Annotated in this window: 21 protein-coding genes; 8 read left to right on the forward strand and 13 right to left on the reverse strand. The window is 59.1% G+C overall.

Annotated elements, in window-relative coordinates; all coding sequences use genetic code 11:
- Positions 1-27 precede the first annotated feature (27 nt).
- The 3 genes from ACZ1G0_RS16000 to ACZ1G0_RS16010 all read left to right on the forward strand — a co-directional run bounded on the left by ACZ1G0_RS16000 (position 28) and on the right by ACZ1G0_RS16010 (position 6354).
- Positions 28-1092 carry a hypothetical protein gene (locus ACZ1G0_RS16000; protein ID WP_472737933.1) on the forward strand — a complete coding sequence of 355 codons (1065 nt, stop codon included), beginning with the start codon at positions 28-30 and terminating at the stop codon, positions 1090-1092.
- Between the two features lie 3302 nt (positions 1093-4394).
- Complete coding sequence (locus ACZ1G0_RS16005) at positions 4395-5279, forward strand: FtsK/SpoIIIE domain-containing protein (RefSeq protein ID WP_472737968.1); 885 nt, start codon at positions 4395-4397, stop codon at positions 5277-5279.
- A 31-nt stretch (positions 5280-5310) separates the two neighbouring features.
- Positions 5311-6354, forward strand: a complete 1044-nt coding sequence (locus tag ACZ1G0_RS16010; protein WP_394407027.1) for a class I SAM-dependent methyltransferase — start codon at positions 5311-5313, stop codon at positions 6352-6354.
- A 55-nt stretch (positions 6355-6409) separates the two neighbouring features.
- Here the strand turns inward: ACZ1G0_RS16010 and ACZ1G0_RS16015 are convergent, their stop codons facing one another.
- The 8 genes from ACZ1G0_RS16015 to ACZ1G0_RS16050 all read right to left on the reverse strand — a co-directional run bounded on the left by ACZ1G0_RS16015 (position 6410) and on the right by ACZ1G0_RS16050 (position 15691).
- Complete coding sequence (locus ACZ1G0_RS16015; RefSeq protein WP_472737934.1) at positions 6410-6700, reverse strand: hypothetical protein; 291 nt, start codon at positions 6698-6700, stop codon at positions 6410-6412.
- 2 nt (positions 6701-6702) lie between these two features.
- Complete coding sequence (locus tag ACZ1G0_RS16020; RefSeq protein WP_472737935.1) at positions 6703-8397, reverse strand: type IV secretory system conjugative DNA transfer family protein; 1695 nt, start codon at positions 8395-8397, stop codon at positions 6703-6705.
- A complete protein-coding gene (locus ACZ1G0_RS16025) occupies positions 8394-10727 on the reverse strand; it encodes a relaxase/mobilization nuclease domain-containing protein (protein WP_472737936.1) in 2334 nt (777 codons plus the stop codon). Before ACZ1G0_RS16025 ends, ACZ1G0_RS16020 begins: the two co-directional genes overlap by 4 nt.
- Positions 10714-11307 carry a helix-turn-helix domain-containing protein gene (locus ACZ1G0_RS16030; protein ID WP_132464656.1) on the reverse strand — a complete coding sequence of 198 codons (594 nt, stop codon included), beginning with the start codon at positions 11305-11307 and terminating at the stop codon, positions 10714-10716. Before ACZ1G0_RS16030 ends, ACZ1G0_RS16025 begins: the two co-directional genes overlap by 14 nt.
- Positions 11308-11868: 561 nt before the next feature.
- The gene (locus tag ACZ1G0_RS16035; protein ID WP_007120662.1) at positions 11869-12075 is read right to left on the reverse strand and encodes a hypothetical protein; all 207 of its coding nucleotides are present in this window, start codon (positions 12073-12075) and stop codon (positions 11869-11871) included.
- A gap of 538 nt (positions 12076-12613) precedes the next feature.
- Positions 12614-13543, reverse strand: coding sequence for a DUF2493 domain-containing protein (locus ACZ1G0_RS16040; RefSeq protein ID WP_472737937.1), 930 nt, complete (start codon positions 13541-13543; stop codon positions 12614-12616).
- A gap of 593 nt (positions 13544-14136) precedes the next feature.
- Positions 14137-14622 (reverse strand): PIN domain-containing protein, encoded by a 486-nt coding sequence (locus tag ACZ1G0_RS16045; RefSeq protein ID WP_193143257.1) that lies wholly within the window; start codon positions 14620-14622, stop codon positions 14137-14139.
- A 7-nt stretch (positions 14623-14629) separates the two neighbouring features.
- Positions 14630-15691 carry a helix-turn-helix domain-containing protein gene (locus ACZ1G0_RS16050; protein WP_050532443.1) on the reverse strand — a complete coding sequence of 354 codons (1062 nt, stop codon included), beginning with the start codon at positions 15689-15691 and terminating at the stop codon, positions 14630-14632.
- Between the two features lie 181 nt (positions 15692-15872).
- Here ACZ1G0_RS16050 and ACZ1G0_RS16055 point away from each other — a divergent pair, with 181 nt between their 5' ends.
- The 5 genes from ACZ1G0_RS16055 to ACZ1G0_RS16075 are packed head-to-tail and all read left to right on the forward strand — an operon-like array spanning position 15873 to position 19379.
- Complete coding sequence (locus ACZ1G0_RS16055; RefSeq protein WP_472737938.1) at positions 15873-16778, forward strand: AAA family ATPase; 906 nt, start codon at positions 15873-15875, stop codon at positions 16776-16778.
- Positions 16778-17248 (forward strand): hypothetical protein, encoded by a 471-nt coding sequence (locus ACZ1G0_RS16060; RefSeq protein ID WP_472737939.1) that lies wholly within the window; start codon positions 16778-16780, stop codon positions 17246-17248. Before ACZ1G0_RS16055 ends, ACZ1G0_RS16060 begins: the two co-directional genes overlap by 1 nt.
- The gene (locus ACZ1G0_RS16065) at positions 17245-17748 is read left to right on the forward strand and encodes an HORMA domain containing protein (RefSeq protein WP_472737940.1); all 504 of its coding nucleotides are present in this window, start codon (positions 17245-17247) and stop codon (positions 17746-17748) included. Before ACZ1G0_RS16060 ends, ACZ1G0_RS16065 begins: the two co-directional genes overlap by 4 nt.
- Positions 17745-18644 carry a CBASS oligonucleotide cyclase gene (locus tag ACZ1G0_RS16070; RefSeq protein WP_472737941.1) on the forward strand — a complete coding sequence of 300 codons (900 nt, stop codon included), beginning with the start codon at positions 17745-17747 and terminating at the stop codon, positions 18642-18644. Before ACZ1G0_RS16065 ends, ACZ1G0_RS16070 begins: the two co-directional genes overlap by 4 nt.
- Before the next feature lie 12 nt (positions 18645-18656).
- On the forward strand, positions 18657-19379 hold the full coding sequence (locus ACZ1G0_RS16075) for a DUF6602 domain-containing protein (RefSeq protein ID WP_472737942.1): 723 nt from the start codon (positions 18657-18659) through the stop codon (positions 19377-19379).
- 159 nt (positions 19380-19538) lie between these two features.
- Here ACZ1G0_RS16075 and ACZ1G0_RS16080 read toward each other — a convergent pair whose 3' ends face one another.
- From ACZ1G0_RS16080 to ACZ1G0_RS16100, 5 genes are all read right to left on the reverse strand, one after another.
- On the reverse strand, positions 19539-20267 hold the full coding sequence (locus tag ACZ1G0_RS16080) for a DUF736 family protein (protein WP_472737943.1): 729 nt from the start codon (positions 20265-20267) through the stop codon (positions 19539-19541).
- A 125-nt stretch (positions 20268-20392) separates the two neighbouring features.
- A complete protein-coding gene (locus ACZ1G0_RS16085; RefSeq protein WP_472737944.1) occupies positions 20393-20695 on the reverse strand; it encodes a hypothetical protein in 303 nt (100 codons plus the stop codon).
- A gap of 100 nt (positions 20696-20795) precedes the next feature.
- Positions 20796-21257 (reverse strand): DUF6915 family protein, encoded by a 462-nt coding sequence (locus ACZ1G0_RS16090; RefSeq protein ID WP_472737945.1) that lies wholly within the window; start codon positions 21255-21257, stop codon positions 20796-20798.
- A gap of 1 nt (position 21258) precedes the next feature.
- Positions 21259-21645 carry a DUF6878 family protein gene (locus ACZ1G0_RS16095; RefSeq protein ID WP_472737946.1) on the reverse strand — a complete coding sequence of 129 codons (387 nt, stop codon included), beginning with the start codon at positions 21643-21645 and terminating at the stop codon, positions 21259-21261.
- A gap of 121 nt (positions 21646-21766) precedes the next feature.
- The gene (locus ACZ1G0_RS16100) at positions 21767-26029 is read right to left on the reverse strand and encodes a strawberry notch-like NTP hydrolase domain-containing protein (protein WP_472737947.1); all 4263 of its coding nucleotides are present in this window, start codon (positions 26027-26029) and stop codon (positions 21767-21769) included.
- Positions 26030-26035 lie beyond the last annotated feature (6 nt).

Genomic DNA, 26035 nt, shown 5'->3' on the forward strand with positions numbered 1-26035 from the left:
GAACCTGAGGGTACACAGCGCATATGCATGTTGGGCCTCGACGCTGAAGTCGTTCGCGCAGTGGCGCAGGCTGTAATCACAGATGTCGAAATCTCGAATGAAGTGATGGTAAGAGTGGGCACCGTCTTTGATCCGAATGGGGATCTGCCAGCGGAAACAAGGAGCGATGAGTCCATCACTCATTGGCGGCACTGCCGCCTCCCAGACGACAAACGCGCCGTCCTCTTTGCTGCCTCGCAGGATGAGCTGCAAAGAAACGACAAGAGCGTCGAGAAGGTGACGCGGATTGAAACTGATAAACTCAGGCTTCGATATGCGGATTGGATGCACTGCGCAGGCCTTACAGATCGGTTTCTTGATCAAAAGAAGAGAGAGCACTTAGCGGCTGCCTTGCAGGCTGCAAATGAAACACACGCAGCGCGGACGATTGAAACTTTTTCGGCTTTCGTATTGGCAATCTCGGACAATGTTATTTCAAAAGGTATGCCTTTGCAGAAGGCGGTAGATAATGCCCTGCCAGCACTAAGACTGCCGCGCAGCGCAGGCGACTTCGACAGAATCCCCGAAGCAAAGCGCGCGAGGAGTACCGAGTGGGCTAAAATTTTTCGGCGACTTCATCAGAATGTTCGGCCTCTACTTGTTCGTGAAAACGAACGTGGAGACCCTATAGACGAACAGCTGGCAGAAAACCTTACTGCTGTTGGAGGACGCCTAGAGCAACCTTCAATAGATATCATTCAACGGTTTTTGGATGATGATCTTTCTGCTGATGTCTGGCGGCAAAGCCAAGAAGACGTTGTTGAGCTCGATTGGCGCTCCGTTTCAGAGGTTTTTTGGGCCCTAGGCGCCCAGAACGACTTCCACTTGGCGAGAAAACCGTCAAGTTCTTTGATGATGAGTTTGATGACTTGCTCGAAGACGATGAGCGGACCCTTCTGCTTGCTCCATTTCCAAAGGACCCCACAGACGATCTCGCATCGTTGTTCGACCATTACCAGGAGCACATTGCACGTGATAAAACACTCTACGCCGCTTGGGAAAAATTTGTCTTCAATAATCCAAAGCCCTACTCTGACTTCTTCGTCGGTCTGATCGAGACTCTACAAAGACTCCGTGACCGAACAAACGATATCGAGCTAAAATCAAAAAGGCTGACTGTGCGTATTCCGCGCAGTCGTGAGAAGAGCTTTTGGCGCGGGAAGAACGCAGCTGTCGCCAGATATTTTGCGTTCCGTTTTCGCGGCATTGAACACCTATTCGGCTCTGACGTGACCTTTGACTTCGGAAAGATGCAGGATTTCTATTTCCCGAATGTGGACGCCGATCTTGCACGTAGCACATCCGGAGCCAAGGATGCTCGAAGTCTCAAGTTCGAAGTTGAACTCGACCCAGACGGCGCCAAAGCAAAGCTTCTCTTTATTTGGGAGATGTCCCCAGCCGCGCTCGCCTGCTCAATGGCAGATGATCTTGTCAGGGTCGCGAATGCACAAGGAGACCGCGTACTTCTACCGACAGCCGATATTGCCCGACAATCAACGAGTGCGAAGGGGCGTATACAGCGCATCGATCTGATAGAGGTAAGCACCATCCGGGATGCACTGAATGGCAGTAACGGTACGATGGTCGCACCCAATAGAGCCAGTGGCGACCGTAGCGAGGCTTTCCTCGGCGAACTCGACAAACTATCAGGGCTGATCTCGCCCGAAGGAAGCGCAGCCATTCGAGATGCCTTCGAAGCCTTCCGTGAAGGGTATGCCGAGGCGATCCGAGCGTGGGTTGGCACTGACGGTGAGGGTATCGCCGCTGACAGTCTTATAACCCAGGCTAAAAAATACGGTGATCTCCTTGAAGCGCTTATGGTTCATGCCAACAACGACCTTGCGCGAGAGACGCTTTGGAAAGAACTGCTGCGAGTAGGTGTTGCCAACGTTGGTGACGGCGCGTCGGCTGCGATTGTTCTTCCTTGGCACCCCCTGCGCCTTGCAGAAATCCACATCAAGGCTCACCAAACTGCTGAGCTTGTAAAGAGCGTGCTAGCAGCTGAAGAGAAGGACATATTCCGCGCCGACCTGCTCTTTGGGCAGAGAACCCTAGAGTTGCAGTCCGACTACTATCCGGAAGTCTGTATCGGCTTCGCCGAAGATCAAGCCATCCTGCTGTCCGTTGCTGAGTCCTCTTTCGATTACAGTTTAGCGGAACAACCCCGGCGTGGTGGCAACGGCAATGTCGAGGATGCGCTTGATGTTGAGCCTGGCGTCGCCGCCAAGGCCTTCAGCGCGGTCGGGGAACAGTTCTTGAATTTGCTTCCCCACGAGCGGACAAATTTCTCGGTTGTGCTATACAATGCGGAGTCTAAGGCGCTTCCGAGCGCGCTTGCGGCGGAGCTTTCGAGCAAAGTTGAGCAAGAGAACGAGCTTCAATGCGACCTTCTCCTGACGCATTCGCAGCCGATGCGGATGCGCAAGGTTTACGAACAGCAAAATGTCGCAGTCAGCGATGATACCGGTTCGGTAATGGCGAGTGAGGCAGCCCGGAACTTCCTTTCAAGACTACGTGTTGGATTTCTTGACGAAAGCGCAGTCACTGACGACGAAGACACCCGCGCGGCCGACCTTGTCGCCCTTCAGGATGTCATCGCCCGCAACGCAGAGCTACGTTGGAAGCGCGCCCCCGGAACGCAACGTCCGGACTTGATCTCTCATGTTCCCCACCGCTGGTCTCGCCGACGTCCTGTAGGAGCTGCGGATACGGCAACTTCTGTATATTTGACAGCCCCAGTGCAGCCGCAGGTAGGTCAGCGATATCTGAACGCTCTTCAGCTTTTCCTGGAGGGCGACAACGCACGTGCAGAAGACGTGATCCCCGCACGGGAGGTGAACTTCAAAGACACCCAAATCGCCGACGTCTTCAAAAACGCTCACCGTATTGGGGAATGGGTGGTCAATTACGACGAGCTTGTGGACCGTCGGCTCCTTTCGAACAACGGTGTTCAGGTCATTCGACACATCCATGATCGTGGGGTCGACCGAAACATTACGGTATCGACGACGGCCAAGCCGCGCCTACTGCAAACCCTTATCAAGCAGCGCTTGGACCATATCGACCCAACCATCGTTGCAACTCATGGGATTGCCGCAGTTGACCGGCTAACCGAACAAGCCAACCAGCTCTCCGGCCATGTCGTGATGCGCGCCGCGCGGTACGGGCGCTACGCAAATGAGTTGCTGGGTGTCGTCCTCTCTATGGAAGAACTGAAACGCGGCCTCGGCGACCCTACTCTTCCAACAGGATGGTATTGCCTTGACGATTTCGCTTCCTGGTTTGGACAAAAGGAAGAGCAAATTGCCGACATCATGGCGATTGCGCCACGCATCGAGGACGGAAAGCCCGTTCTGAAGATCGCGATTTCCGAGGCGAAGTTCGTTACAGCACGCGGATACCGGTCACAGGCAAAAAAATCTGCAAAACAGCTCGAAGAAACCGTTTTGCGTCTGGGCCGGGCACTCGATCCCCAGGGTGCACGGATTGACCGTGAACTCTGGCTACATCGCATCGGTGATTTCATGATCGAAGGCATGCAGCCCTTTGATCCGGAAATACTCGGCGGATGGGACCTGCATAAATGGTCAGAGGAAGTTCGCCTCGACCACGTGCCAATTGCGCTAGCCGGTTTCTCGCACGTATTTGTTCACGATGATGATGAATATGTTGATGCAGGCGGCTCTACTCAGTTAAAGGGCGCTTCTCACTGTATTCAGCAAGTGTTTGACAAACCGCGCGTCGCTTCTCGGCTGCGTGCCTTTGCCGTTGATCAACTTCCTCAAACTGAGGTTGGCGATATTGATCCCATGAACCCTTGGGAAACGGCATTAATTTCACGCGCCGTGAATGGTGCAGTGCCTGATGAAGGCTCGACACCTCCGAACGAAAAAAAGGATACGGAGACGTCCAATCAAGAAGAGGTAAGTTTGTCGTCCACGGAGACTGGCAGCGCCGATCCTGTTCAGGTCGAAACAACTGCTGATGAAAATTCAAACACGACAGAACTGACGGGCGCCGAAATGAAAGACGAGGGCTCTGCGGCGCCAGAGATCACCAATATGCCATCCGCTGAGTTGGCATCCTGGCTCAACAGTTCCGGGACAAACGACGACGATGATGATGCGCAACGTTGGCTTGAAGAAACAGTCATCAATCTGCAGCGGGCGCTTCGCGGCTACGATATGACTGCAGAGCTGATCGGATCACGCTTGACGCCCAACGCTGCACTCATTCGCCTTCGGGGCTCGGATGACCTCACGCTTCCCAAGATCGAAAAGAGACGGCAGGAACTCCTGACCTCTCACGCCATAGATGTCATTAATCTCCTGGCGGCACCGATGGAGGTTATTGTCATGGTGCGGCGCCCAAAGCGTGCCATCCTTAGGTTGAGAGACCTTTGGAGACTTCGTGAGCTGCCGGAAACCGCCCCTGAAACAAACACGAGCTTGCTTATTGGCGCCAAGGAGGCTGACGGAGAGCTGCTATACCTCAATGTTGGAGAGGGGTTTGCTGGCCAGCAACCTCATGGTCCGCACACGCTGATTGCAGGTGAGACCGGAAGCGGGAAAGGCGTTCTGGTACAGTCTTTACTACTCGATATCTGCGCAACAAACAGCCCTGAGAGCGCACGGATCAGAATGATCGATCCAAAGGCGGGGATTGATTTCCCTTGGCTTCGTCGAATGCCGCACCTCGATGGTGATCTCATTACCTCAAGAGAGGAGGCCATTGAGACACTTGAGGAGCTTGTTGAAGAGATGGAACGACGCAACCGTCTTCTCGCAGACGCGGGTGTGACCAAACTTGCAAATTATAATAAGAAAGTGCCGCCTAACGAACGTCTGCCAAGGATATGGGTCTTTCACGACGAACTTGCGGATTGGATGCTGATCAATGACTACCGTGATGCAGTCGAGCTCAACGCGAGCCGCCTTGGTGTGAAAGCCCGCGCTGCAGGGATCAATCTGGTCCTCATAACGCAGCGACCAGACAAGGATGCCCTCCCGATGCAGCTCCGCGCCAACTTGACCAACCGGCTTGTTCTAAAGGTTGCGGACAAACGAAACTCTGTTCTCGTACTCGACGAACCAGGAGCGGAAAGACTCTTGGGGCGTGGCCATCTCGCAGCCAAGTTATCTGGCGAAGGCGAGATCATATTGGCCCAAGTTCCCTTCGCAGATGAAGACGAGATGGCGGAGCTAGCAGATTTGATACGCAGTGCCTGGTCGCGAGAATAACACGATTGCCACAATCGAAAGGCATCAGTCCATGGACCTAAAGAGTGAAGCATACCAGCAGAACTATCAGCAGTTCCGCTCGCTAAACCAGATCATGTGGCAGATTCCAGTTCTGGCAATGACACTTACAGGCGGCTTATGGTTTGGGGTTTCGCGCATACCAGAGAACACATGGCTTGTTACTGCTTTGCTGCTCACAGCGGTAGTAGGAAATGGAGCGCTTTTCGCGGTCCTGTTTCGCTTCCGGCACGTTATGGACTGCTATCTTTCCTGGTTGCGACAAGCCGCGCCGGACGGATTCGTAGACGCGAGCGCAAACTCAACCTCCGACAGTCGGCTAGAAAGATTCTGCAATCGCGACAAAACTGTTCGCAATTTGTTCTCTTTTATGCTTTGTTGGTCCGCGTTGTGTAGCCTCGCGCTCTTAGGTGCCTTCTGGTACGAACAAACATTCCAACAGGATCCCATGACGAAGAACCTAGACGCTATAGAATTCTACGATCAGCATGCAGCAGCTCTGGCCGACAGTTACGAGGCCGTATCCTTTGAAGATGCCTATCCTTTTCTGATTTCAACGCTTCCAACGAATAGCTTGAGGATCATCGACATAGGTTCTGGCAGCGGTCGCGATGCGGCTTGGTTTGCATCCAAAGGTCATTCCGTCATCGCGGTGGAGCCTTCATCATCTATGCGAGCACTTGCAAAAGCCATTCATGAAAACGGTGGCATCGAATGGATTGATGGGCAGCTTCCTGAGTTAAGTCACCCACTTCTGTCAGGAGCCGAGTTTGATATTGCTCTGATGAGTGCTGTGTGGATGCACATTCCCCCAGAAGAAAGAGCACCTTCTTTGGCGCGACTCTATGAATTGCTTTCCGATGAAGGCGCTGCATTCGTCACATTGCGAATTGGCCCTTCTGACAAAGACAGAAGCATGTATTCTGTTGATGCAACAGAGTTCGAGCAATCCGCACAAATGGCTGGTTTCTCTGTTAATTCCGAAGGCGAATTTGCAGATATTCTTGGGCGGCCAAATGTGCGGTGGCTAGCATACAGGCTGTCCAAGGGACCTTAGAACCGCAACCGTAAAATAGGTACGTCAAATCTGACGCTAATTACGTTGGTCAAGTTCAGTTTTCTGAGATACGAGCTTCCAACATTCCAAGATTTTTTAAAGCGGTTTCAAACACTTGAACGTCAGCATTCTCTCTTGGGCCATCCATCGAATTCTCGTCAAAGAAATCCATCTCCATCTGTCGTTGTTCCTCGGCGATAGCAGCTTGAACGACGGGCGCAGTCTTCTTTGGGGTGACATCGGTTCGCCCTGGCCATTGGCCATCAGCAGCCTGGCGTGCCGCCTCAACGTCGGTCTCGGGGCCGCCTGACCCATCCGGCGGCGGTGTCATCGGCATGGCGCGCATACTCAGCGGCAGCGTGCCTTGCGATCCCCCTCCCCCAGCTCCGGAAAAGGCAAATCGCCCGTCTGTGCCGCATGGATCGCCTTGAACAGCCGATCGTCAAAATACTGGATCCGTTTGGCCCGAACCGGCATTTGCGCGTCGATGACCATGACGATTTCATCGAGCGGCAGGCGGCGGGCCTCGTCATCGGGGAGCAGAGAGCTCTCTTCGGTCCGTGTGGATTGGCTACGGCCCTCGAAGGGGTTTTTGCCGATGGATTGCGACCGCGTGACGACAGTCTTGGTGGTCTTGCCAACCGCCTTGCTCAACTCCTCGACGGTCTTCTCGTCAGAAGGCGTCAGATAGAGCTTCACGCCCGCGTTGCCCTGCAGGGCGCGGCGGGTGTTTTCGCCGTAGATTTCATCGAGGGCAGGGATGGTTTGGGTGACAACTGCCAAATGTCCACGATAGGTCCGCAGGGTCTCTATGCTCTCGACCACGATAGGCATTTTGCCCAAGCGATTGAACTCATCGAGCATGATCATGACGGGCCACGGCTCGTCTGGCCCTGGATCCTTTTCCTGCATGGCCGAGAGGAGATCGGAGAAGAAGAGGCGGATCAGCGGCGCCAGCGGCTTCACCATAAGTGGCTGGACCACGAGATAGACCGAGAAGGGTTTCTTGCGGATCGTCCGGAAATCAAAATCCGACACCGCCGTCGCCTCGTCGATGGCAGGGTTCTGCCATTGGTCGAGCCCCGAGGTCATCAGGAGCGAGACATAGGAGGTCAGCGTGTCGTTATTGGTCGAAGCGAGCCGCGTGAAGATCAGTTTGGCCGCCCTGTTGTCGACCTCGTGACCCCGCGCGAAATACTCCTTCTGCTTGTTCCCGCCCGAGGCCGCGATGCGGTAGACTTCGCCCAGGGTCGGACGTTTGCGCTGGAACGCCAACAGGCCTGCTGCCACGAAGAGATCGATCCCGCCTTTAAGGAGGCCCTGCACCCGGTCATTGTCGCTTTGCAGAAAGAGCGTCGCGAGGAGTTGCAGTTCCATCTGCTGGCGCGCGGGATCTTTCAGCTCAAAGATGCGCAGGAGCGGGTTGTAGCGATGCGTGCGCTTGCCCTCCCAATCGGTGGGGGCAAAGCGATAAACCTTGTCGCCCTGGGCTGCGCGGTGCCGCGCCGTGGCCTCGAAACATTCCCCCTTCACATCGAGCGTCACTGCGGAGCCCTGCCAGGTCAGCAGGTTCGGAATGACAAAGCCCGTGGTCTTGCCGCGACCCGTGGGAGCCACGATCAGCGCATGCGGGAAGACCTTGGAGCAAATGTATTTCGCGCGGGATTTAGGATTGCCGAGTTTGCCGAGGATGAATCCGGTCCCTGGCTCTCCAAAAAAACCGTTTGCCTTCATTTCGCGCGCGCTCTGCCAATGGGTCTGGCCAAACCGTGTCAGGGCGGATCCCGAGAGAGCAAGGCTCAGCATCAAGCCAGCTGCGGCGAAGCTGCCGATGATCAGGTGGATGAGTTGGGCATCCTCTGGGCGGCGATCGAGGATCGCCAGATAGTTCTGCGCGATATAGGCAAAGTCGATTTCGGCCCCGAAGCCCAGATCCTGGTATGTCAGCACCGCCGAGGCGATGGTGTATCCTATGGCGGCGGTCACCAGCGTTACCAGCAAAACGCCGGTGGCGATCCGCGCTTTTCCCATGGCGGCGCTCAATGGACCTGTCCCCGCTCGGTTTCGCCATCCACGTCTGTCGTGCGGTGTTTTTCGTATTCGGCGTCGGCGAGTTCATCGACCACCTGGCGCAAGGCGTCCGTGTTAGCCGTCGCGGCATCAGATTGCAGGTAGACCTTGGCGACGTAGAGCCGGTCGAGACGGTCCTCGAGAACCTTGTCCAGCGCATCGGCATCGCCGGATGTGAGGCGGCCCAATTGGCGTTCATCCAGCACCCGCGCGATCTCCTCGCGGAAGGCGCCCCGCTCCGCCTCGGTCTCGAAGGGCGCGGACAGCTCCCCGGCCCGTTCATGATCCAGAACACGCGCAATCTCGTCTGCGAGGCGGTCGGTACGGTCAGTCTGCGGCGCCGTTTCATCGCGGGTGGCTAGACGTTCGTCACGCGTGCCAACCCCAAGCCCCTCGCGCAACTCGTTGTCGCGGCGAACCTGATTGATGGCCTCCGTGTCGCGTATCTCGACGACGGCTGCATAAGTCGCGCCGAGCCCACGGGCGAGGTGGGAGGGCATGTCCGGATAGCGCGCGCGCAAGTCATCTGCGACAGCATCCGCAACAGGTGTGCGGAGATCGCGTCCCTCCATGATGCGGTCGACTTCGCGGGTGATCGCACTGGCGCGGGCTACATCGGTGATGGTCTCCCGGTAGGGCTCAGACCGGTCGATCACATCGCCAGGGCGTGCGAGCAGCTCCGCATGTGCCTCGAGATACGCGCGCTGCTCCGCCTCGATCCGGCGCTCTGCCCTTGAGACCACCTCCCAATCCCGGTCCTCGATCTGCTGCGCTGTCAGGCCGTCGGCGCGCATCTCCTGACGGATTGTCCCTTCCATCGCCCGGACCGCGTCCCGGTGATAATGGAACCGCTCGCTGACCGGTTCCGCTTCCATGACGCCATCCCGGCGCAGCACGTTCTCGCGCTCCAACAGCGTGCCAAGTTCCACATGCACGTCATTGAGAATGTCGCGCGCCTGTTCCAGATCGGCGCGGCGTTCGAGGTTCAGATCGCGCGCCTCGGCCACCTTGGAGAGATCATCGGCGATCCATTGATGTTCGAGCGCGGCACTCGAGGCCCTGGTTTCGATCCGGGCCACCACTTCCGATGTGCTGATCCCGGTTCCGCGCAGCGCGGTGTCTATGCGCGACCGCAAGTCCGGCTCGGCCAGACGGTCCAGCCGGCTGGCGTCGATATTGGCCTCAGAATAGATCCCGCCTTCCGAGGGCGCCTCTGACAACGTGCTCGAACGCAATCCGAGCGGCTGCATGTGCTGGACCTGCGTCTGGATCTCGATGAGGCGCTTTTCCAGCACGGGACGCTCCGCATCGGACTTCTCGGCGATCATGCCCTGTACCCGCGCGAGCTTCTCCGCATAGAGGCTTCTCAGATCCTCGAAGCTTTGATCCTCGGCCATATAGACATCTCCTGTTCGGTCCACCTGCCCGCCGCGCGCCAGTAGCTCGCCCGCGTGGAAGAGGGCTGCCGCAATATCGTCGCGGGCTTCTCGCGAAGCCTCCGCAGCAAGCGCGTGGTAGACGGTCTTGGTGTTGGCGATCTCCGCCAGCGTCCGCGTCAGGTCGGCCCCTACACGCTCCCGCTCGCGGGGTGCGCGGCCCTCTTCTTTGGCGGCGTAGACTTCGCTTGTGCGAGCGGGGTAATGCACGACCCCGCGATCCACCCGGCGCGTCGCCTCAAGGCGCACGCCGTACTTCTCTGCCTCCTCGACCATAGCCAAGCGGAAGTCGTCATAGTTGAAGCGGTGGTTGCGCCCCAGATAGAAAAACTCGCCTTCCTGCGAGCGGCGGTTCAGCACCAGATGCGCATGGGGGTGATCGCGGTCTTCATGCACCGCGATGATGTAGTCGAAATGCCCCTCATCGCTCTGGAAGAACCGTTCGGCCACATCCGTCGCGATGTCGCGCACATCCTCCCCGCGCGTGCCCACGGGAAAGGACATGAGCATATGGGTGGTCTGTCCCAGCTTGGGTTTGAAGCCCGCGTCCCACCGCTTGGCAAAGCGCTCGGTGAGGTCCTTGATGTCCTTCGCTTCGAGCTTCGCCTTGCCATCGAAGAACCCGCTGCTGTCCACGATATGGGTGGACTTGGTGGTGAGGTACTCGAGCTGGTTTGTGAGCTGTGATTTGGTATGCGTACCGCCGCCCCGGATCGCCTTGAAGACGGCTGGCCGATGCCCTGCCGCCGCGCGCACAAGCTGGCTCTGCTTGGCGACATGCAGCCCCTGCATCGAGCCCCGGATCCGGCTCCAGCCGTCCCGGAAAACCTCGCCCGTGACGGCATCGACAGCATCATTCAGCCGCATGCGCAAACTCCCTCAGCGCGGCCGTGGCCTCGAGCTGCATCGCGTCGCGACGGCGGCGCAGGAGCAGATCGATCTCGTCAGCGGAGTCGAGGATGAACCGCGCCAGTCCGCGCATCTGCGCGAGGCGCAATTCGGAGAACTCCGCACGCGTGCCACCATTAGCCCCCTGCCCCATCTGGTTGGCCCGCGTCATCTGCTTGGCGATCTGCGCGACCCCATTGCCGACCTCGTGCAGAGAGGCGCGGTAACGCGCCATTTCGGCCGCCATCTGCGCGTCCGGAACGAACACCCCGCCTGCCGCCTGAATGAGCCGCCGCAGACCCTCGGCCCGGCTCTCGATCCCGGCCGCGGCCAGCACCGCGTCGAGGGCTGCCAGCTCCGCGGTCGTCACCTTCACACTGACAGCGGAGACCGGAATTGCGGCATCCGTCTGGCGCTCGGCATCGGCTTTCAAGACATAGCGCACGGCCCGTGATGTGACCTGGAAACGCTCAGCCAGCTCAGACGTCGACACACCCTCCGCGGCCTCGCGGACGATCTGCATCTTCTCGATCTCTGTCAGGCGTTTTGTTCGGGACATGCGGAAGAAAGACCCCCTATTTCCTGCCACCTTCCACCAAGGCTGCCTTACCTTACGATAATATACCTAACTGTCAATTATATACTTACGTTGCATTCAGCCCCGGGCAGCCTTGGTGTCCGCTTCCCCCGCGGCCCACAGGGACGCGGGCCTGCCCCCTCACCACCAGCACAGCCTCCAACTTCGGCGTCCCCCTTCCCCAGCCCCGCCCGAGGGTCTGGCCGAACACGCATGTGTTCGGACCGAACCGCGGGCGGGTGCAAACCCCTCCGACAGGGCGGACAGGCAGGGTCAAGGAGGGCCAGATTTGGCTCCGCCAAATCTCCGCCGCAAAAACCGGGAGGCCCTGGCCGATAGGTTTTTGCGGATGGCCCCCTTGAGGCTGACTGGCCGGTCTGTCGCGGCCTAATTCTTCCGAGCGGCGATCGTCCGTTGAGCGCGCAGCGACCGGCACCAAGAGGAGGTCACCTCGGGCGATCTGACCGCCGGACCCGGCATCCCTGGAACAGGGATCGGGCCGCCCCAGGATCGTCCTGGGGCGGCCCATCCTCGTCAGAGGATTTAGTCCTGGGGATCTTTCGCGCTCGGCGGGAACATCACCAGCTCCGAGACCGCGACCGGGAAATCGAGCTTGAGGCTGAAGAACTCCGAGCCATCCCCGTTGCGGGTGTTGCGGAACATGGCGCCCACGCGTTGAAAGCGGGTGCGCTCCTGGCCATCGGTATCGGTGAACTTGACGGGGACGGTGGCGACGTAGTGGTTGGTCATTTGGGCTACTCCTTGTTGCGATGGGGATCACCCAGCACGGGGGCAAGAGGCCCGGTCGCAAGCGCAAATGCGGAGGGTCCGCGGCTCCGCCGTGGAAGCCGTATTTGTGCTTGCCGAAGCGTCAGCTGAGGGCACGAACGGGCCGACCCCGTGCGATCCACATGCATAGCAAAAAGGAGGGACCCGAATGACCTATGCCATCACGCGGCCGCCACCAGCCGCGTCCGCGTCTCGCCGATCCTGGCCGGGGTGCTGACGGAGCCCGCCCGCGTGGATGCGATGTTCCGAAACACCACCCGAGGGACGCGCAAGTCTTCAGCCTAAAGTGCGACGTCTCGAGCCTTCGTGTCTTGTGCGGCTAACGATGTGCGTGAGGTGCGCCCCATCCCCAGCCCACACCGATGCGGATGGGCCGCACTCTGACGGGCTGGGTAGAGGGATGACGGTTCTGGACGCCGTGAGCTACCGATCAAGTGTGACCGATCGCACGCGCCGTGAGACATGACGAAAGGGCCGCGCCAAGCGCGACCCTCTCTCTTCATTCCTGCGCGGTCTTCTTCGCTGGATCAGCGACCCGCATGACCGTCAGACCTTTCGCTTCCGCCTTCTGCCCGAGGTTCAGCGCGACTCCGTTGCCGCCGAAGAGTACAACCCCCGTCGCCGCGAACTTGTCGTCCAGCATTTCGTCGTTGCACTTGAACGGTGCCGCCCGCCCGTGTGCGGACCAGCGCGGATCGAAGCGCGCCTGTGCGACCCCGCGTGCCCGGGCCCACCGAGCCGCAATCATCTCCGCCCCGTGCTTGCCACCCTTGTGGCAGAGGAAGATCTCCTGATTGCGGTTCTGCTTGATCCGTTCGCGAACCTTGTCGAGCGTGTTGAAGATCACATCGACATCGGTCCAGTCGGTTGCGCCCGAGACGATCAGAGGCACCCCCTCGACTTTCGATTTCTCGGCGGTTTCGCGGTCGTGCTGCTCCAGCAGTTGCCGCGCCTCGAAAACCGCGCCTGTCTCTTGCGCCCGGACGCTCGCGCGCGACCCGGCTGCCGGGATGAAGGCGTGGCCCGTCTCGATCTCATAGCATTCCGCCGCCGCCTCGCTCATCAACTCGATGGCGCTGACGATCTCGCGCAGCTGCAGGAAGCGGGCCTGCGCCTCTTCGAGCGCGGTCTCGGCGATCTCCGATCCGTCGTGAGATTTTGCCAGCGCGCCGATCTTGTCGGCGGTGCGGTCGACCTCCTTGCCAAGCGCCACCTTGCGCCGCTGAAGGATCGTCGCCAACCCGTGAGCCAGTGGTTCGATTTCTGCTTCGAGGCCGGTATTGCGCAATTGACCAAGCAGAGCCTCGAAGCTTTCGCGGATGATGTGGTCGGTCAGGATGTGATCTTCCGGGATCGGCAGCTGTGCGTCCTTCTCGGTCAGTCCGAAAAGCTCGATGGTCTCGTAGGTGTTTGCGGTGTCGTAAGCCATGTCTGGTCTCCAGTATTCGGTTGAGGAGCCACCACGTGAGTGTGGGGGCATGGCCGAATGCCTGGTTTCCGAATCTGCCCGGGTCAGGGACGGCGCAGCCGCCGGCTTGCCGGGCGCAAAAGTTTTCCGCGCGCAGCCTGGGACACGTGCGGACCCTCACGCACGGGGCCGCTCCGCACCACTGGCCCCGCCCTTGACGAAAAGTTTTGCGATCCTTGACGCGGGCTGATTTGGGGGCCATCCGGAGGATATGCTTCCGCGCTCATGTGTGTGTGTTTTGACGGTAGGTTTGCCCGACCCGAGCAGGCAAACGGCCCGACCGGACGCGAGAGACGGATGAAGCGGCGGGATCGTTTTGCCCCGCAAAACAGACCAGAGCGCAAGCCGGCGGAGCGGCCGGGGAGGGACGTGCTCGCGAGGCGGGCAAACCGGGATGCCGGGTGCAACGCCGCGGTGAGGCCGCATGGCCGAATGCGCGACGGACCGAAGGGCCGTTCTCCCCTGCGACACGCGAAGCCGAGCTGGGGAGGCCGCAAGGCTAGATCAAAGAAAAACTTGGCAACATTTGTCTCTCACCGGAGAGCGCGAACATATCAGTACCGCGCGAGGCGCCGATTGACTTCTCTTATGGGAAGTCTGCATCTCGGATGATCACGAACCGCTTCGAGACCAGATTTTAGGAGGTCGGTCGAACAAACCTCGTGACGTTCCATCTCGTCGAAGACCCACAGGACGCCGTGCATCGCGATTTCTTGGCGCTCTGCCTCAACCCTGAGCGCACCGTCTCCGGTAAGGAGAACCCAGCCCCTCTCAGCCGCGAGGCAAAATGCAAAGACATCTGGCGTCGATAGCATAGCTTTCGCCCGCTTCAGCTCAGTCGCGCGTATAGTTTCTTCTGGCGTAAGTTCCTCCACTCTCAGTCCCAGATCGATCAGATCAGGGCCCATCCACTCAAGGAGTTCCGCTTCATAAAGAATATCTGGCACAACGAAATCATAGGGGAGGTCAAAGAGCCTCGCGGTCAGCGAGGCTCTCTCGATGTCGATCAGGACAGAAGTATCAGAAACAAGAACTTGCACACAGCGACTATGCCATGTGGTCCAAACGTTCTTCCAGTTCTTTTACTCGTATTTCGAGAAGCTCAGCTGCGCGAGACAACCCAATCAACCCCTCGGAGAGGGCACGAAAACACAACCTTTGAAAACGGTCCGGTTCTTCTCGTTCCCAAGGAATGGAATTCGGCTCCTCGAACGGCTCATCCCGCCAACCACGTTGCTTATAGACTTTGAACAGGCGCGCAAATGTTGCCTGGTTGATGATCTCCAAATCCTTGCATCGATACGTCAGCGCTTGAATGCTAACGCCAAATCGATCCTTCAGACTAATGAGCTCACCTATGCTTATGTCAGTTCTGCGGGCACCAATCTCCTGCCGAAGCACTTCTGCCGGAACGAGGAATGCGCCAGCAAATCGATTTGCGGCGCGTTCTGAATCGCACCCTTCGGCGACCCTAAGAACCATGTGGCCCAGTTCGTGAGCCAGACTGAAGCGCTTCCGCTCAGACCAGGTCTTCTTCTTGATCATGATAACACGTGCGGAGTGATGCTCTTTTCGACGGACTTTGGCCGCAAGGCCATCAATCCGATCAACGTCCAGAGACAACACCTTGATCCCGTGCTCCTCGAGGAGTTCGGAAAGCATTGGAATCGGGTCATGACCAAGCTGCCAAGAAGCACGCATGTTGCGAGCCGCGTCCTCGGCATCACGAACATCGGTCACCCAGTAGGGCGCTTCGTGCGGGGCATCCCATTCCTGACTCGAAAGATTCAGCAAGCTTTCGACAGCCAGGTACTTTTCAACCATATTGAGCGTCTTGGCTTCGATCGTCGCGATCTCCTTGGCTGACGAACTGGCTGACTTGCGAAACTCAACGCCCTCCAACTCAAGCTCGTCATCGCTCAGCAGGAAATCAACAGAGACCTCAAGCGCTCGGGCAAGACTCAGCAGCACGCCCGATCCGGGCATGTCTTCATTGCGCTCGTACTTGCCTATGGCTTGAGCGGACACCTTGTTCTCCATGGCATCAGAAAGCGCACGGAGCGAAAGGCCAGATGCCGCCCGGGCTCCTTTGAGTCTCTTGCCAATCATAGCGTCCTCCCAGTGGGTGGTTTACATTTCACCCATATGATTGATATTTTGTAAACTACAACGCTTGAAAGCGCGGCTTATTGTCCCTAGATGGTAACATGAGGCCAAAAGGAAGGCAAATTTGTAAACCGCCCAATCGCCCAAAGTGGCGCTAGACAGGCAAAGAAGCGAGGAAGCAGTCATGAACGCGCCATTTGCGGGCGACTTGCCAAAAGGAATTCAGAAGATCACGGCGCTGCCGGACCCCGGCCTGGCGGAACTTTGGGACTCAATCATCGTCGAAGCCGAGATGAAGGAACACCTGCTCTCTCAGGCGGTTCTGAATTTCACTATGCGACCAAAGATGAGACGAGCCGTGTTACCGCTCCATGGCGTCATCCTCTTGGTTGGCGCGCCAGGGACAGGCAAAACGTCACTTGCTCGAGGCTTGGCCAACCGGACAGCAGCGGCTTTCAAGGGGGGCAACTTCCAACTGGTCGAGGTTGAAGCGCATGGCCTGACGAGTTCCGCCATGGGGAAAACGCAGCGGGCGGTTTCTGACCTCTTCGCGCAGACCCTTTCAGAGCTTGCCAATGCAGGCCCAACGATTGTGCTGCTAGACGAGGTGGAAACACTTGCGGTCGACCGGTCCAGGCTCAGCCTGGATGCCAACCCAGTTGACATTCATCGAGCCACGGACGCCGTTCTGGTTCAGCTTGACCTGCTGGCAGAATCTCACAAAAACCTGCTGTTTGTGGCGACCAGTAACTACCCGGAAGCGGTGGACGATGCCTTCGTTTCCCGATGCGATCTGGTTCTTGAAGTCCCCCTTCCTGAAAAGGAAGCCTGCAAGACCATTTTGCGGGAATGTCTGTTGGGGCTAGGCAGCACATATCCTGAGATAGAAGAGCTTACCAGAGACCGTAGCTTCGATACCTGTGCCGGCGAATTCGTCGGCCTTGACGGAAGGACGATCCGAAAAACCGTTGCAAACGCGCTCGCCTCGAACACTCAGGTGGCCTTGAATCCTGGTTCGTTAACACTGTCGCAGTTGGCAGCAGCCGCGAAATCAGCCCAAACCAACAAAAAAGCAAATCGGGGGAAGTGATGCCGACTGTAACCCGCCGAACATTCCGGAGCTCTCCGCATCGCGACGCCTTGGCTACATGGGCCGCAATCAGCGCCTTGCTCACCCGGACAAATACCGGAGCGCAGCAAGAACTCGGCAGTGTCGCTGGCATTGCAAGCAGCATAATCGCGGACAAAGCCTGCAAAAACTCGCCAATCATTGTCAGCTGCGAGGGACCGCAGACACGCATTTACTGTCTATACGATGACGATGCGATCGATGGGTCGGACGCGAACGAAGACGTTCTCGGGTTTGACCCGTTAAAAGGTGATTGGTCGATTTCGCTGCCCTGTGAGCCCGATGACCTCGGTTGGGTTCAATCGGCTTTGAAACAGAAGAGTGAGCGCATCACGGCCCGCGACAAAAACGAAACCAAGAAACAAGACAGCTCGCACGCTTCGCAAGGTGCCGAGCTCGAAATTGACCTCGAAGGGTTGCTGAAGCCATGACATCGGTCATCACATATTCCCGCACCCAGTCTGTCACCTATGTGGCTGATAACATCCTCAAGAGCCTCAAAGACATTATTCGTCTGAGTGGCATGGACCCAGCGAATTTCGTGAACGACACGGAAATCAACATGCGCGGCATTAAGGCATGGTTGGAGAGCGAAGACCTCGAGAAGATCACACTGGAGATATACGATCCGGCATCCAATGGTTTGATCCTGCGTTGGGACATTGACGTGGCCTACAGTTGGTCTGCTGGAGATGGAAACTTCTGGACGGACACCGATCAACTCCGTTGGGCAATTCGCAAAGCGGGAGTGGCACCGGCAAGCGCCAAGTATGACCTCCTTCTACGTACAAAGCCTGGACGACCTGATGTCCCTGGTTGGTACCGAACCACTGCCCGCTCTACGGACGGTATGGTTCGTCAAAGCCTTGGCTCCACCATCGAACACAATGGTCTGGGAGCGACGGCATCGTATTGGAGGCAGGCATCATGATTTCACTCCCGGACGCATTTAAGAAGTTCAAGAGCCGCTTGGAGTTGAACGATAGAGAGCAGCAAAACGCGTCCAAACGGCAGAAGGAAGTTCGCGAGCACCTGGATAAGGCCTTTCAGATCGACCGTAGCTTTTTGACAGGAAGCTACGCCCGTTGGACCAAGTCCAAACCACTCAAAGATGTCGATATCTTCTTTGTTCTTGGAAAGGACGAGAACCACTATCGAGAGAAACACCCTGACGAGATACTGACCGCGTTCTACGACACGTTGGTTGACGTTTATGGAAGCAGCGCCGTCAAGAAACAGGGACGCTCCGTAGGTGTAGATTTCGGTGTTGTTATCGATTCAGACGACAACACAGACTACCGGGTTGTAAGCGTGGATGCCGTGCCCGCATTCGCAAACGGAGACGACTACGAGATCCCAAACAACACAACCGGGAAGTGGATGGGAACAAATCCGGAAATCCACGCGCAGAAGGCTGTTGCGGCCCATCAAGCCTATGGCAATGAGTGGAAGGGCCTAGTGCGCATGGTGAAGTACTGGAACCAAAACAGCCGTCATGGAGAAAAACCAATCAAGCCATCCTTTCTAATCGAGGTCATGGCGATGGAGTGCCTACATGGTGGTTGGGGCGGTTCACACGATCGCGAAATCCAAGCGTTCTTCGCTACGCTGCGCGACCGAATTCACGAGGATTGGCCAGATCCGGCCGGGCTCGGGTCTCCTGTCAGCGATCGAATGGACGCGGCGATGGTAAAACGCGCCCAGACAATTCTGGAACAGGCAAACCGCGACATCGCTGCCGCAATCCACTTGGCGCGCCAGGGCAAGAACGGAGACGCTCTGAAAGCGTGGCGCGCTTTCTTCGGGCCAAAATTCCCGCTGTCTTAGAAGGAAAAACCAATGGCTGAATGGTCGCTATCACAGCTTCTATCGTCGTTGCACGAGGATATTCAGCATCGGCTGTCAACAGCGCGGAAGTCCTTCAAGCATCCGGGTACAAAAGGCGATGCAAGCGAAGCCATTTGGATTGATATGCTCGCCCAGTACCTGCCCAAAAGATATCAAGTTGCGAGCGCGCACGTCGTCGATAGCACTGGAAATTTCAGCGACCAGATTGATGCCGTCGTTTTTGACCGCCAATACTCGCCTTTTATTTTCACGTACGAGAAGCAACTCATTGTCCCGGCTGAGAGTGTTTACGCCGTTTTCGAGGCCAAGCAGACAGCAGACGCAAATCTTGTCAAATATGCTCAAGACAAGGTCGCATCAGTCAGAAGCTTGCATCGGACCAGTCTACCGATCCCACACGCTGGTGGGGTCTATCCACCAAAACAGCTCATTCCCATTATTGGTGGTCTTCTGACCTTCGAGAGCGAGTGGAAGCCTCCTTTGGGAGCATCTTTCGAGAAGGTACTCAACGAAGGCGCTGGCGATAGAAGGTTGGACATCGGGTGTGTAGCGTCCCACGGGCATTTCCTGTTCGACAAAGAGGGCGGATATGACCTTGTCGAGGGGTCGAAACCGGCAACAGCCTTCTTGTTCGCGCTGATCTCACGCCTCCAGTTCAGCGGCACCGTACCAATGATTGATATCGATGCCTATGGAGATTGGCTGACCAAATAGTAACCGTAGAGTTCATTTTTATTTTGGCATGCCTTCCAACACCGCAAAAACCCTGCCTAATGGGTAGAGCAATCATATACCCAAACAAACACGCCAAAAGGGGAACCGTGATCCCACGGTTCCCCTTTGTGTTCAGATCGTCTTCCCTTCGCGTGCCAATTAGGCGACCAGCGAGAGCCCCGCGCCTGCGTCCTGTAGCTGCTCACCGCTGTCGATGAACGGGATGATCGAGAAAGTCTGCCCGCCGCGCTGTTCTTCGTTCTGCACGGCGTTCACACGCAGGTCACCATCGGGCGTGTTGATCAGCAGCGACAGGTAGTCATTGCCGGTGCGGCTGCTTTTCGCCATCCAGGCCGATCCGACGCGGATCGGCGTGCCCCGGGGCGAGCTGACCTCGATCCGGTAATCCGGGTGGGTCTCCTCGGATTTGTAGCTGTTCTCGATCAGCATGAACTCCAGATCGAACATCATGTTGGCGATGTAGCCGGTGAAGGCGTTGTCGGCGTCCATGGCGGTGAGCTCGCCCGAGAGCGAGCCGGACTTCATCAGGCCGTTCGAGACAAGCGGGATGATCTCGAATTCGCCACTCTGGGCCGCGCGCGCCTCTTTCGTCTGCACCGCGTTGACCCGGAACGGGCCGAGGCCGACATCGAGCTGCATCGAGATGTAGGGGTTGCCACTGGTATTGCCGGTCTCGTTCCAGGCCGTGCCGATGCGCACCTTGCGACCGGACTTGTTGATCGCCGTCACGTCATAATCCGGGCTGCGCGCGGACATCTTGGCCCGTGCCTCAAGCTGGATGGCGATGTCAAATCGCGTCGAGTGAATCATGCCGGTGTATTCGGCGGCGGCGGTCTCGACATTGCGGGTGAGGGTTCCTGCGAACATGGGATAGTTCCTTCTTGGATTGGCCGGTGCCTGACGTTCTTGCCAGCGCATCCGGGATTGCTTTCTCGACCCCTCCTGGGATCACAAACCAGAAAGCTTGCTTTCCTTTCAGCCCCGCCCACGGGTCAGAGCTGCCGTCCGACTGGGAATACCCCCGCGCCTCCGGGTGCTACGCCCCTCCCCTGCCCATCTGGTCTTGATTGGCGGCCCAGATTTTCTGCGGCGACCTTCGGTTGCACGATGAAGAACTCCGCCTCTTTTCCGTTCAACCCGTGCCCGCCCCGGTCGGTCAGGCCGATGCAGCTGCCGTTCGGCAGATAAGTGATGAGGTACTGACCGAGCCGGTCCTTGTGGACAACGTAGCCGGTATTGGACCAATGCACGGTCTGGCCGGCATCGACGGCCGCCTTGATGTCTTCGAGTGTCATGCGAACCTCCTCAAGAAGAATGGTGGGTAAACGCCGCAAGAAGCCCGATCTTCCGACCGGGCTTCTATGCAGCATTCGTTTGGCAAACGACCGAGAGCTGTCAGGCGCTTTGCGTGGCTTGCGTCGCGCGCGCCGCCATCCAATCCTTCAGGCCAAGAACCGTTCTTCCGGCGGCGACCTCGGAGGCCCAGGCAACCCTTGGGTCGCCCCAGGGCTCATCGCCGGCATGCCGGTCGATATGGCCATTGGCCATCCATGGCTCGGGCTGGATCCGTCGCAGCCAGTCCGCCATGCTCGGGATGCGGCCTTGGCAATCTTCACGGACATGCTGCTCACCGATCCAGCGCACGGGAATGTCCCGACCCGCGCTATTGGTCAGGGTCAGGCCGAAGACACGTTCGGCCTCGAACAGGCCTTGGGCATGGTGACGCAAGGCTCGGTGCGTGAAGAGCGCGAGGTGCTCTTTCGAGGCATCGAACCAGTCATGGATGGACTGATAGTCAGACGGCACCCCGCCGAATTTCCGGGCAGAGCTTTCAGCGTGATGAAGCGGATGTGCCATCTCACAGTCCCTCGTCATGGCTGTGCGCGCATTCAACGTAGCGGTCCGCATGATCGAGCGTGATGCTGTCGGCTGCGATGTCCCAGGTCAGCGTGCCATAGGCGCCCTCGTTGTTCTCGAACCCAGGATGATGGTGATAGGCGAGCGACCAGGCGAAATCGCCCACTGCGGTGACAAGCGGTTCCGGCAGTTGGACCTCCGCAGGCTGCACGGTCACATCCTCGACATTGCCGGAGTCGCCATAGCCTTCGTATTCGGCAGTGACCTCGCTGATGCCAAGCGCGCGCAATTGCGCGATCAGTTCCGCTCGGGTCGCCTTCAGCGCGGTTTCGCGCTCCGCGCGCCACTGAGCCGCCATTGCGGCATAATCGATCTGGGGATTGGTCATGGGTCTGTCCTCTTGTCTGCAATTGGGGGGCCGGGCGAGGCATTGGCCCGCGCGTGCCCGGAACGCGCAAACCGGACAAATCCCGATCCGCGACGCCCGTCCCAAAGCCCACTTTGACTTTTCAAGCGGCTTGGTCTGCCGCCTTGCTGGTTCCCTGCCCCACGATCCGTGCCAGAATGCCCAATGTATCGACCCCGTCCCCATGCGGCACGAACACCCTCAGCTGGAAGGCGATGATCTCGGTGAAACACCCCATGGCCTTGAGGCCGTCGATCATGCCCTTGTCCGCGCCGCTAAGCTCGAGACGCATCTCGCCTGCGACACGGCGACGGGTCAGGGTGAGACCCCGGCCCAGATCGACCGGCGCGGTGATGCCCAATGCGGCGGTCAGCATCTCCTGGGGCGTTTGCGGATTGGAGACGAGGAAGCGCGCACGCAACGCGGCCGCCCCTTCCTCGCTCAGCGTGCGCCCGATCATGGCGGTCGCCCCCTTGGGCGTGACCCGGTAAATGCGCTCATTGGTGGTCGGAATGTCCTTCCAGATCGGCAACAGCAGCCCGGTCAGCAGGTAGAGCTTGGTCGTGGTGGTTTTCGGCAGGGACGCAGCCTCGGCCTCCCAAAGCCGTACGAACTCAGGCTTGCCGATCTCTTCCCAGGCCGAGAACTCGAACCGCGTTTCCTCGAGATAGCTCGACCCGTTGGGCCGCACGGCCTTGCGCATCAGCGTGACGATATCCTCGTCATACATCTGCATGGGCCGCGCCGAGATGAGCGCCGCGCGACCGGAGGCGCGATTGACCATCGGCAGCTTGTCGGGATTGCGCGAGAGGGCGTCATCTGCCGACAGCACGTGGACCGGGTCCGTCACCTCAAGTCCGATGATCCGCGTGACCGCGCCGGATTTCGGGCAGGTCCAGAGATCCTCCGTGGAGACCTGCTTGATCTTTTCGCCACGCAGGGTTTCGACGCCGAGATCGAGCGTGCCCGCCGCGCGCGCCCGTTCGGTCTGATCGGATATTCTCGCCATGAACTCCGCAAAAAGCGCGTTCTGCATGTGGATGGGCAGGGCCAGAACCCGGTTCAGAAACCGCTGGATCGGCGGCAACTCCTCGAGCAGCACCCCGTCCTTGTCGATCAGCCGCAGGGCTGTCCAGTCGGTGAAGCTCTCGTAGCTCATCGCCTCAGCGCGCCCGGCGGCAATATCGGCGAAATACCCACGCAGCGCCGCCCGTGCGATCGGGCTTTCCAGATTGTCCTCCTCGCGGAACATGCCCTGCGAGCCGGTCTCGCGCTGGCCCTTCGTCAAGGCTCCCAGCTGGTCGAGGCGTTTGGCAATTGTCGAGGTGAAGCGCTTCTCGCCATGCACATCCGAAGTGCAGACCCGGAAGAAGGGCGCACTGATCTGCGCCGAACGATGTGTGCGACCCAGCCCCTGGATCGCTGCATCGGCGCGCCAGCCGGGTTCCAGCAAGTAGTGCCGCCGCCGCTTCTGGTTCTTCGCCGTTTGGGCCGCATGATAGGAGCGGCCCGTCCCGCCCGCATCGGAGAAGATCAGGATATCCTTTTCGCCGTCCATGAAGGCTTGGGTCTCGGAGGAATTGCTGCTGGCGGCGCGTTTTTCGATGAAGAGGTAGCCATCTTCAGCCTTGAGGGGCCGGATCGAGCGTCCAGTGACCTCCGCGACGGCCTCGTCGCCAAAGGCCCAAAGGATCTGATCCAGCGCCGAGGGGATCGGGGCCAGCGTCATCAACTCCATCATGGCCGCATCGCGCAGGGCAAGGGCCTCACGTGAGACAACCAGCGCGCCAGCCTCATCCCGCAAGGGTTCCGCGACCATGTTGCCGTCGATCTCGACCAGCTTTTGCGCGTGGATCGGGAAGGCTTGTTCGAGATAGCCCAGGACGTAGTCCCGCGGTGTCAACGCGCCCTCGACGAGCTCGTCTTCCGCGTCCATCGTTTCAAGCCGGCGTTTCAGCAGGCTTTCGCCGGTCGAAACCACCTGGATGACGCAAGCATTGCCCGCCGCCAGATCCTCCTCGATGGCGCGGATGATGGTTGGCGCCTTCATGCCCATCAGGAGATGGTTGAAGAAGCGCTGTTTCGTGCTTTCAAACCGGGACTTAGCCGAGGCGCGTGCGGCCGAGGCATTGGTCTCGCCCGAGGCGTCGTTGACGCCAGTCGCAGTCAGTGCCGCTTCGAGATTGTGGTGAATGGTGCGAAACGCGCCTGCGTATGCGTCGTAGATCTCGATCTGGGCCGGGGTGAGCGTGTGTTCGAGCACGTCATACTCCACGCCATCAAAACTGAGGGCACGGGCCGTGTAGAGCCCGAGCGTCTTGAGATCGCGCGCGACCACCTCCATTGCGGCAACGCCGCCGGCTTCCATTGCCGACACGAAACTCTCGCGGCTCGGGAAGGGGTATTCGGGCCCCTGCCCCCAGAGCCCCAGTCGCGCGGCATAGGCGAGGTTGTGCACGCTCGTGGCGCCCGTGGCCGAAATATAGAAGACGCGGGCGCGCGGAGCGGCCAATTGCAGCCGGAGGCCCGCAAGGCCCTGCTGGGAGGGTTTGACCCCCCTGCCCTGCTCTGACCCTGCCGCATTCTGCATGGCGTGGGCCTCATCAAAAGCGAGGACGCCGTTGAAATCTTCGCCCATCCAGTCGAGGATCTGGCTCAGCCGCGTGGTGCCGCATTTGCCCGCGGACCGCAGCGTGGCGTAGGTGACGAAGAGGATCCCGTCGCCCATCGGGACGGGCTGGTCCGGTTTCCATTTGGAAAGCGGCTGGATGTCGGCGGGCGAACCGCCAAGATCGGTCCAGTCGCGGATGGCGTCCTCGATGAGCGTGGCGGATTTGGAGACCCAGATCGCCTTCCTGCGCCCGGCCAGCCAGTTCACGAGAATGAGCCCCGCGCATTCGCGCCCCTTGCCGCAGCCGGTGCCGTCGCCCAAGAAATAGCCAAGGCGATAGGCCCGTGTCTCCGGGTCATCATCGGCGCGCGTCAGTTTGGTCTGGTCGTCATCGATGGTGAACCGACCGGGCAGGTCGCGCCCATGGGCATCATGCGCCATGATGATGGTCTCGAGCTGCGCCTCGGAGAGATGTCCCTCCTCAATCAGCCTGGCGGGCAGGCGCAATTCCGATCTGGCCGCGCCTGAGGGCACGGGTGGTGCGACAGAGGCCATGGCGATGCTTTCGACCAGCGGCGTGGGATGTTCCTGCGCGTCCGCGATCTCGATCCGCTGCGGACGGTAGCGCGCGTAGATGTCCGAGACGGGCGTGTTGTCACGGGGGGTCTGAAGGCTCGTGAAGCTGAGCGGACGGACGGCGTTCGCCCGGGGTTTGGAGGCAGCGACAGGCGCAGCGGCGGTCTTGCGCGGAACAGAAGATGGAACGGTTGCTCGAGCATGAGGGATTGCTTCAGCCCGTTGGCCGGGGCGAATCTCGAGCCGGGTCGCGGCCACGGCGTCGACATATGCCAAGGCCTCATCCAGATCCTGCACACTGGCCCGCATGAACGCGCCATCCTCCTGCACCTTGTCGAAGACCATCAGCAGGGTTTCCACAGTTGTGCCGAGCTTGCGGTAGACCTGCCCCGGCATCGTCAACGCCAGTCGCGGCGTTAGGAGACCGCAGGCACGGGACCAATGCGCGGCATCGCGTTCGGGCGTGAAGCCGAGCGGCATGATCGCAACCAGCCGCCCACCGGGTGCCAGGCGCTTTGCGGCCGCAATGAGGTGCTTGACGGCGATGTGTTTGTCCCGGGAGCGATCGACCGAGGAGGTGAAGGGCGGGTTCATCACCACGACGTCGGGTAGTACCGGCGTTTGCAGCAGATCGTCGATATGCTCGCCGTCGTGACCCGTCACGTCGCCGCCGAAGACCGCGGGCAGGAGGCGCTGGCGAAAGGGGTCGATCTCGTTGAGCAAAAGCGTGGCACCAGCCCGTGCCGCGAACGCAGCGAGAGCTCCGGTGCCCGCCGACGGCTCCAGCACGGTCTCGCCCTTGCGGATCGCCGCAGCCCGCACGACCAGCGCCGCGAATGGCAGCGGCGTGGAAAACTGCTGCAGCCGGATTTGCTGCTCGGAGCGGCGGGTTTCCGTCAGGAGCCGCGAGGCAAGCAGCCTTGCAGCGGCGATGTCACCTGAAGCACCTTCCCCACGCAGCAGCACCTGAACAGCCGCGGCCTGCATCAGGTCATATGCCATGCGCCAGTCCCAGGCACCGCCGGCATCGCTGCCATGAAACGTCTCGCGCATGATGCGCGCCAGCGCTGAGCTGCGCAGGGGTTGGTGGTCGATCTCCGTGCCGATCTGCGCGAGGGCAGAGGTGAGGTTAGCGGTTGAGATTGAGAGAGCCGGGTTTGCCGGTTTGGGCTTGGTCATGCGGAT

It is taken from the genome of Thalassobacter sp. HA4-2 (assembly GCF_055693705.1).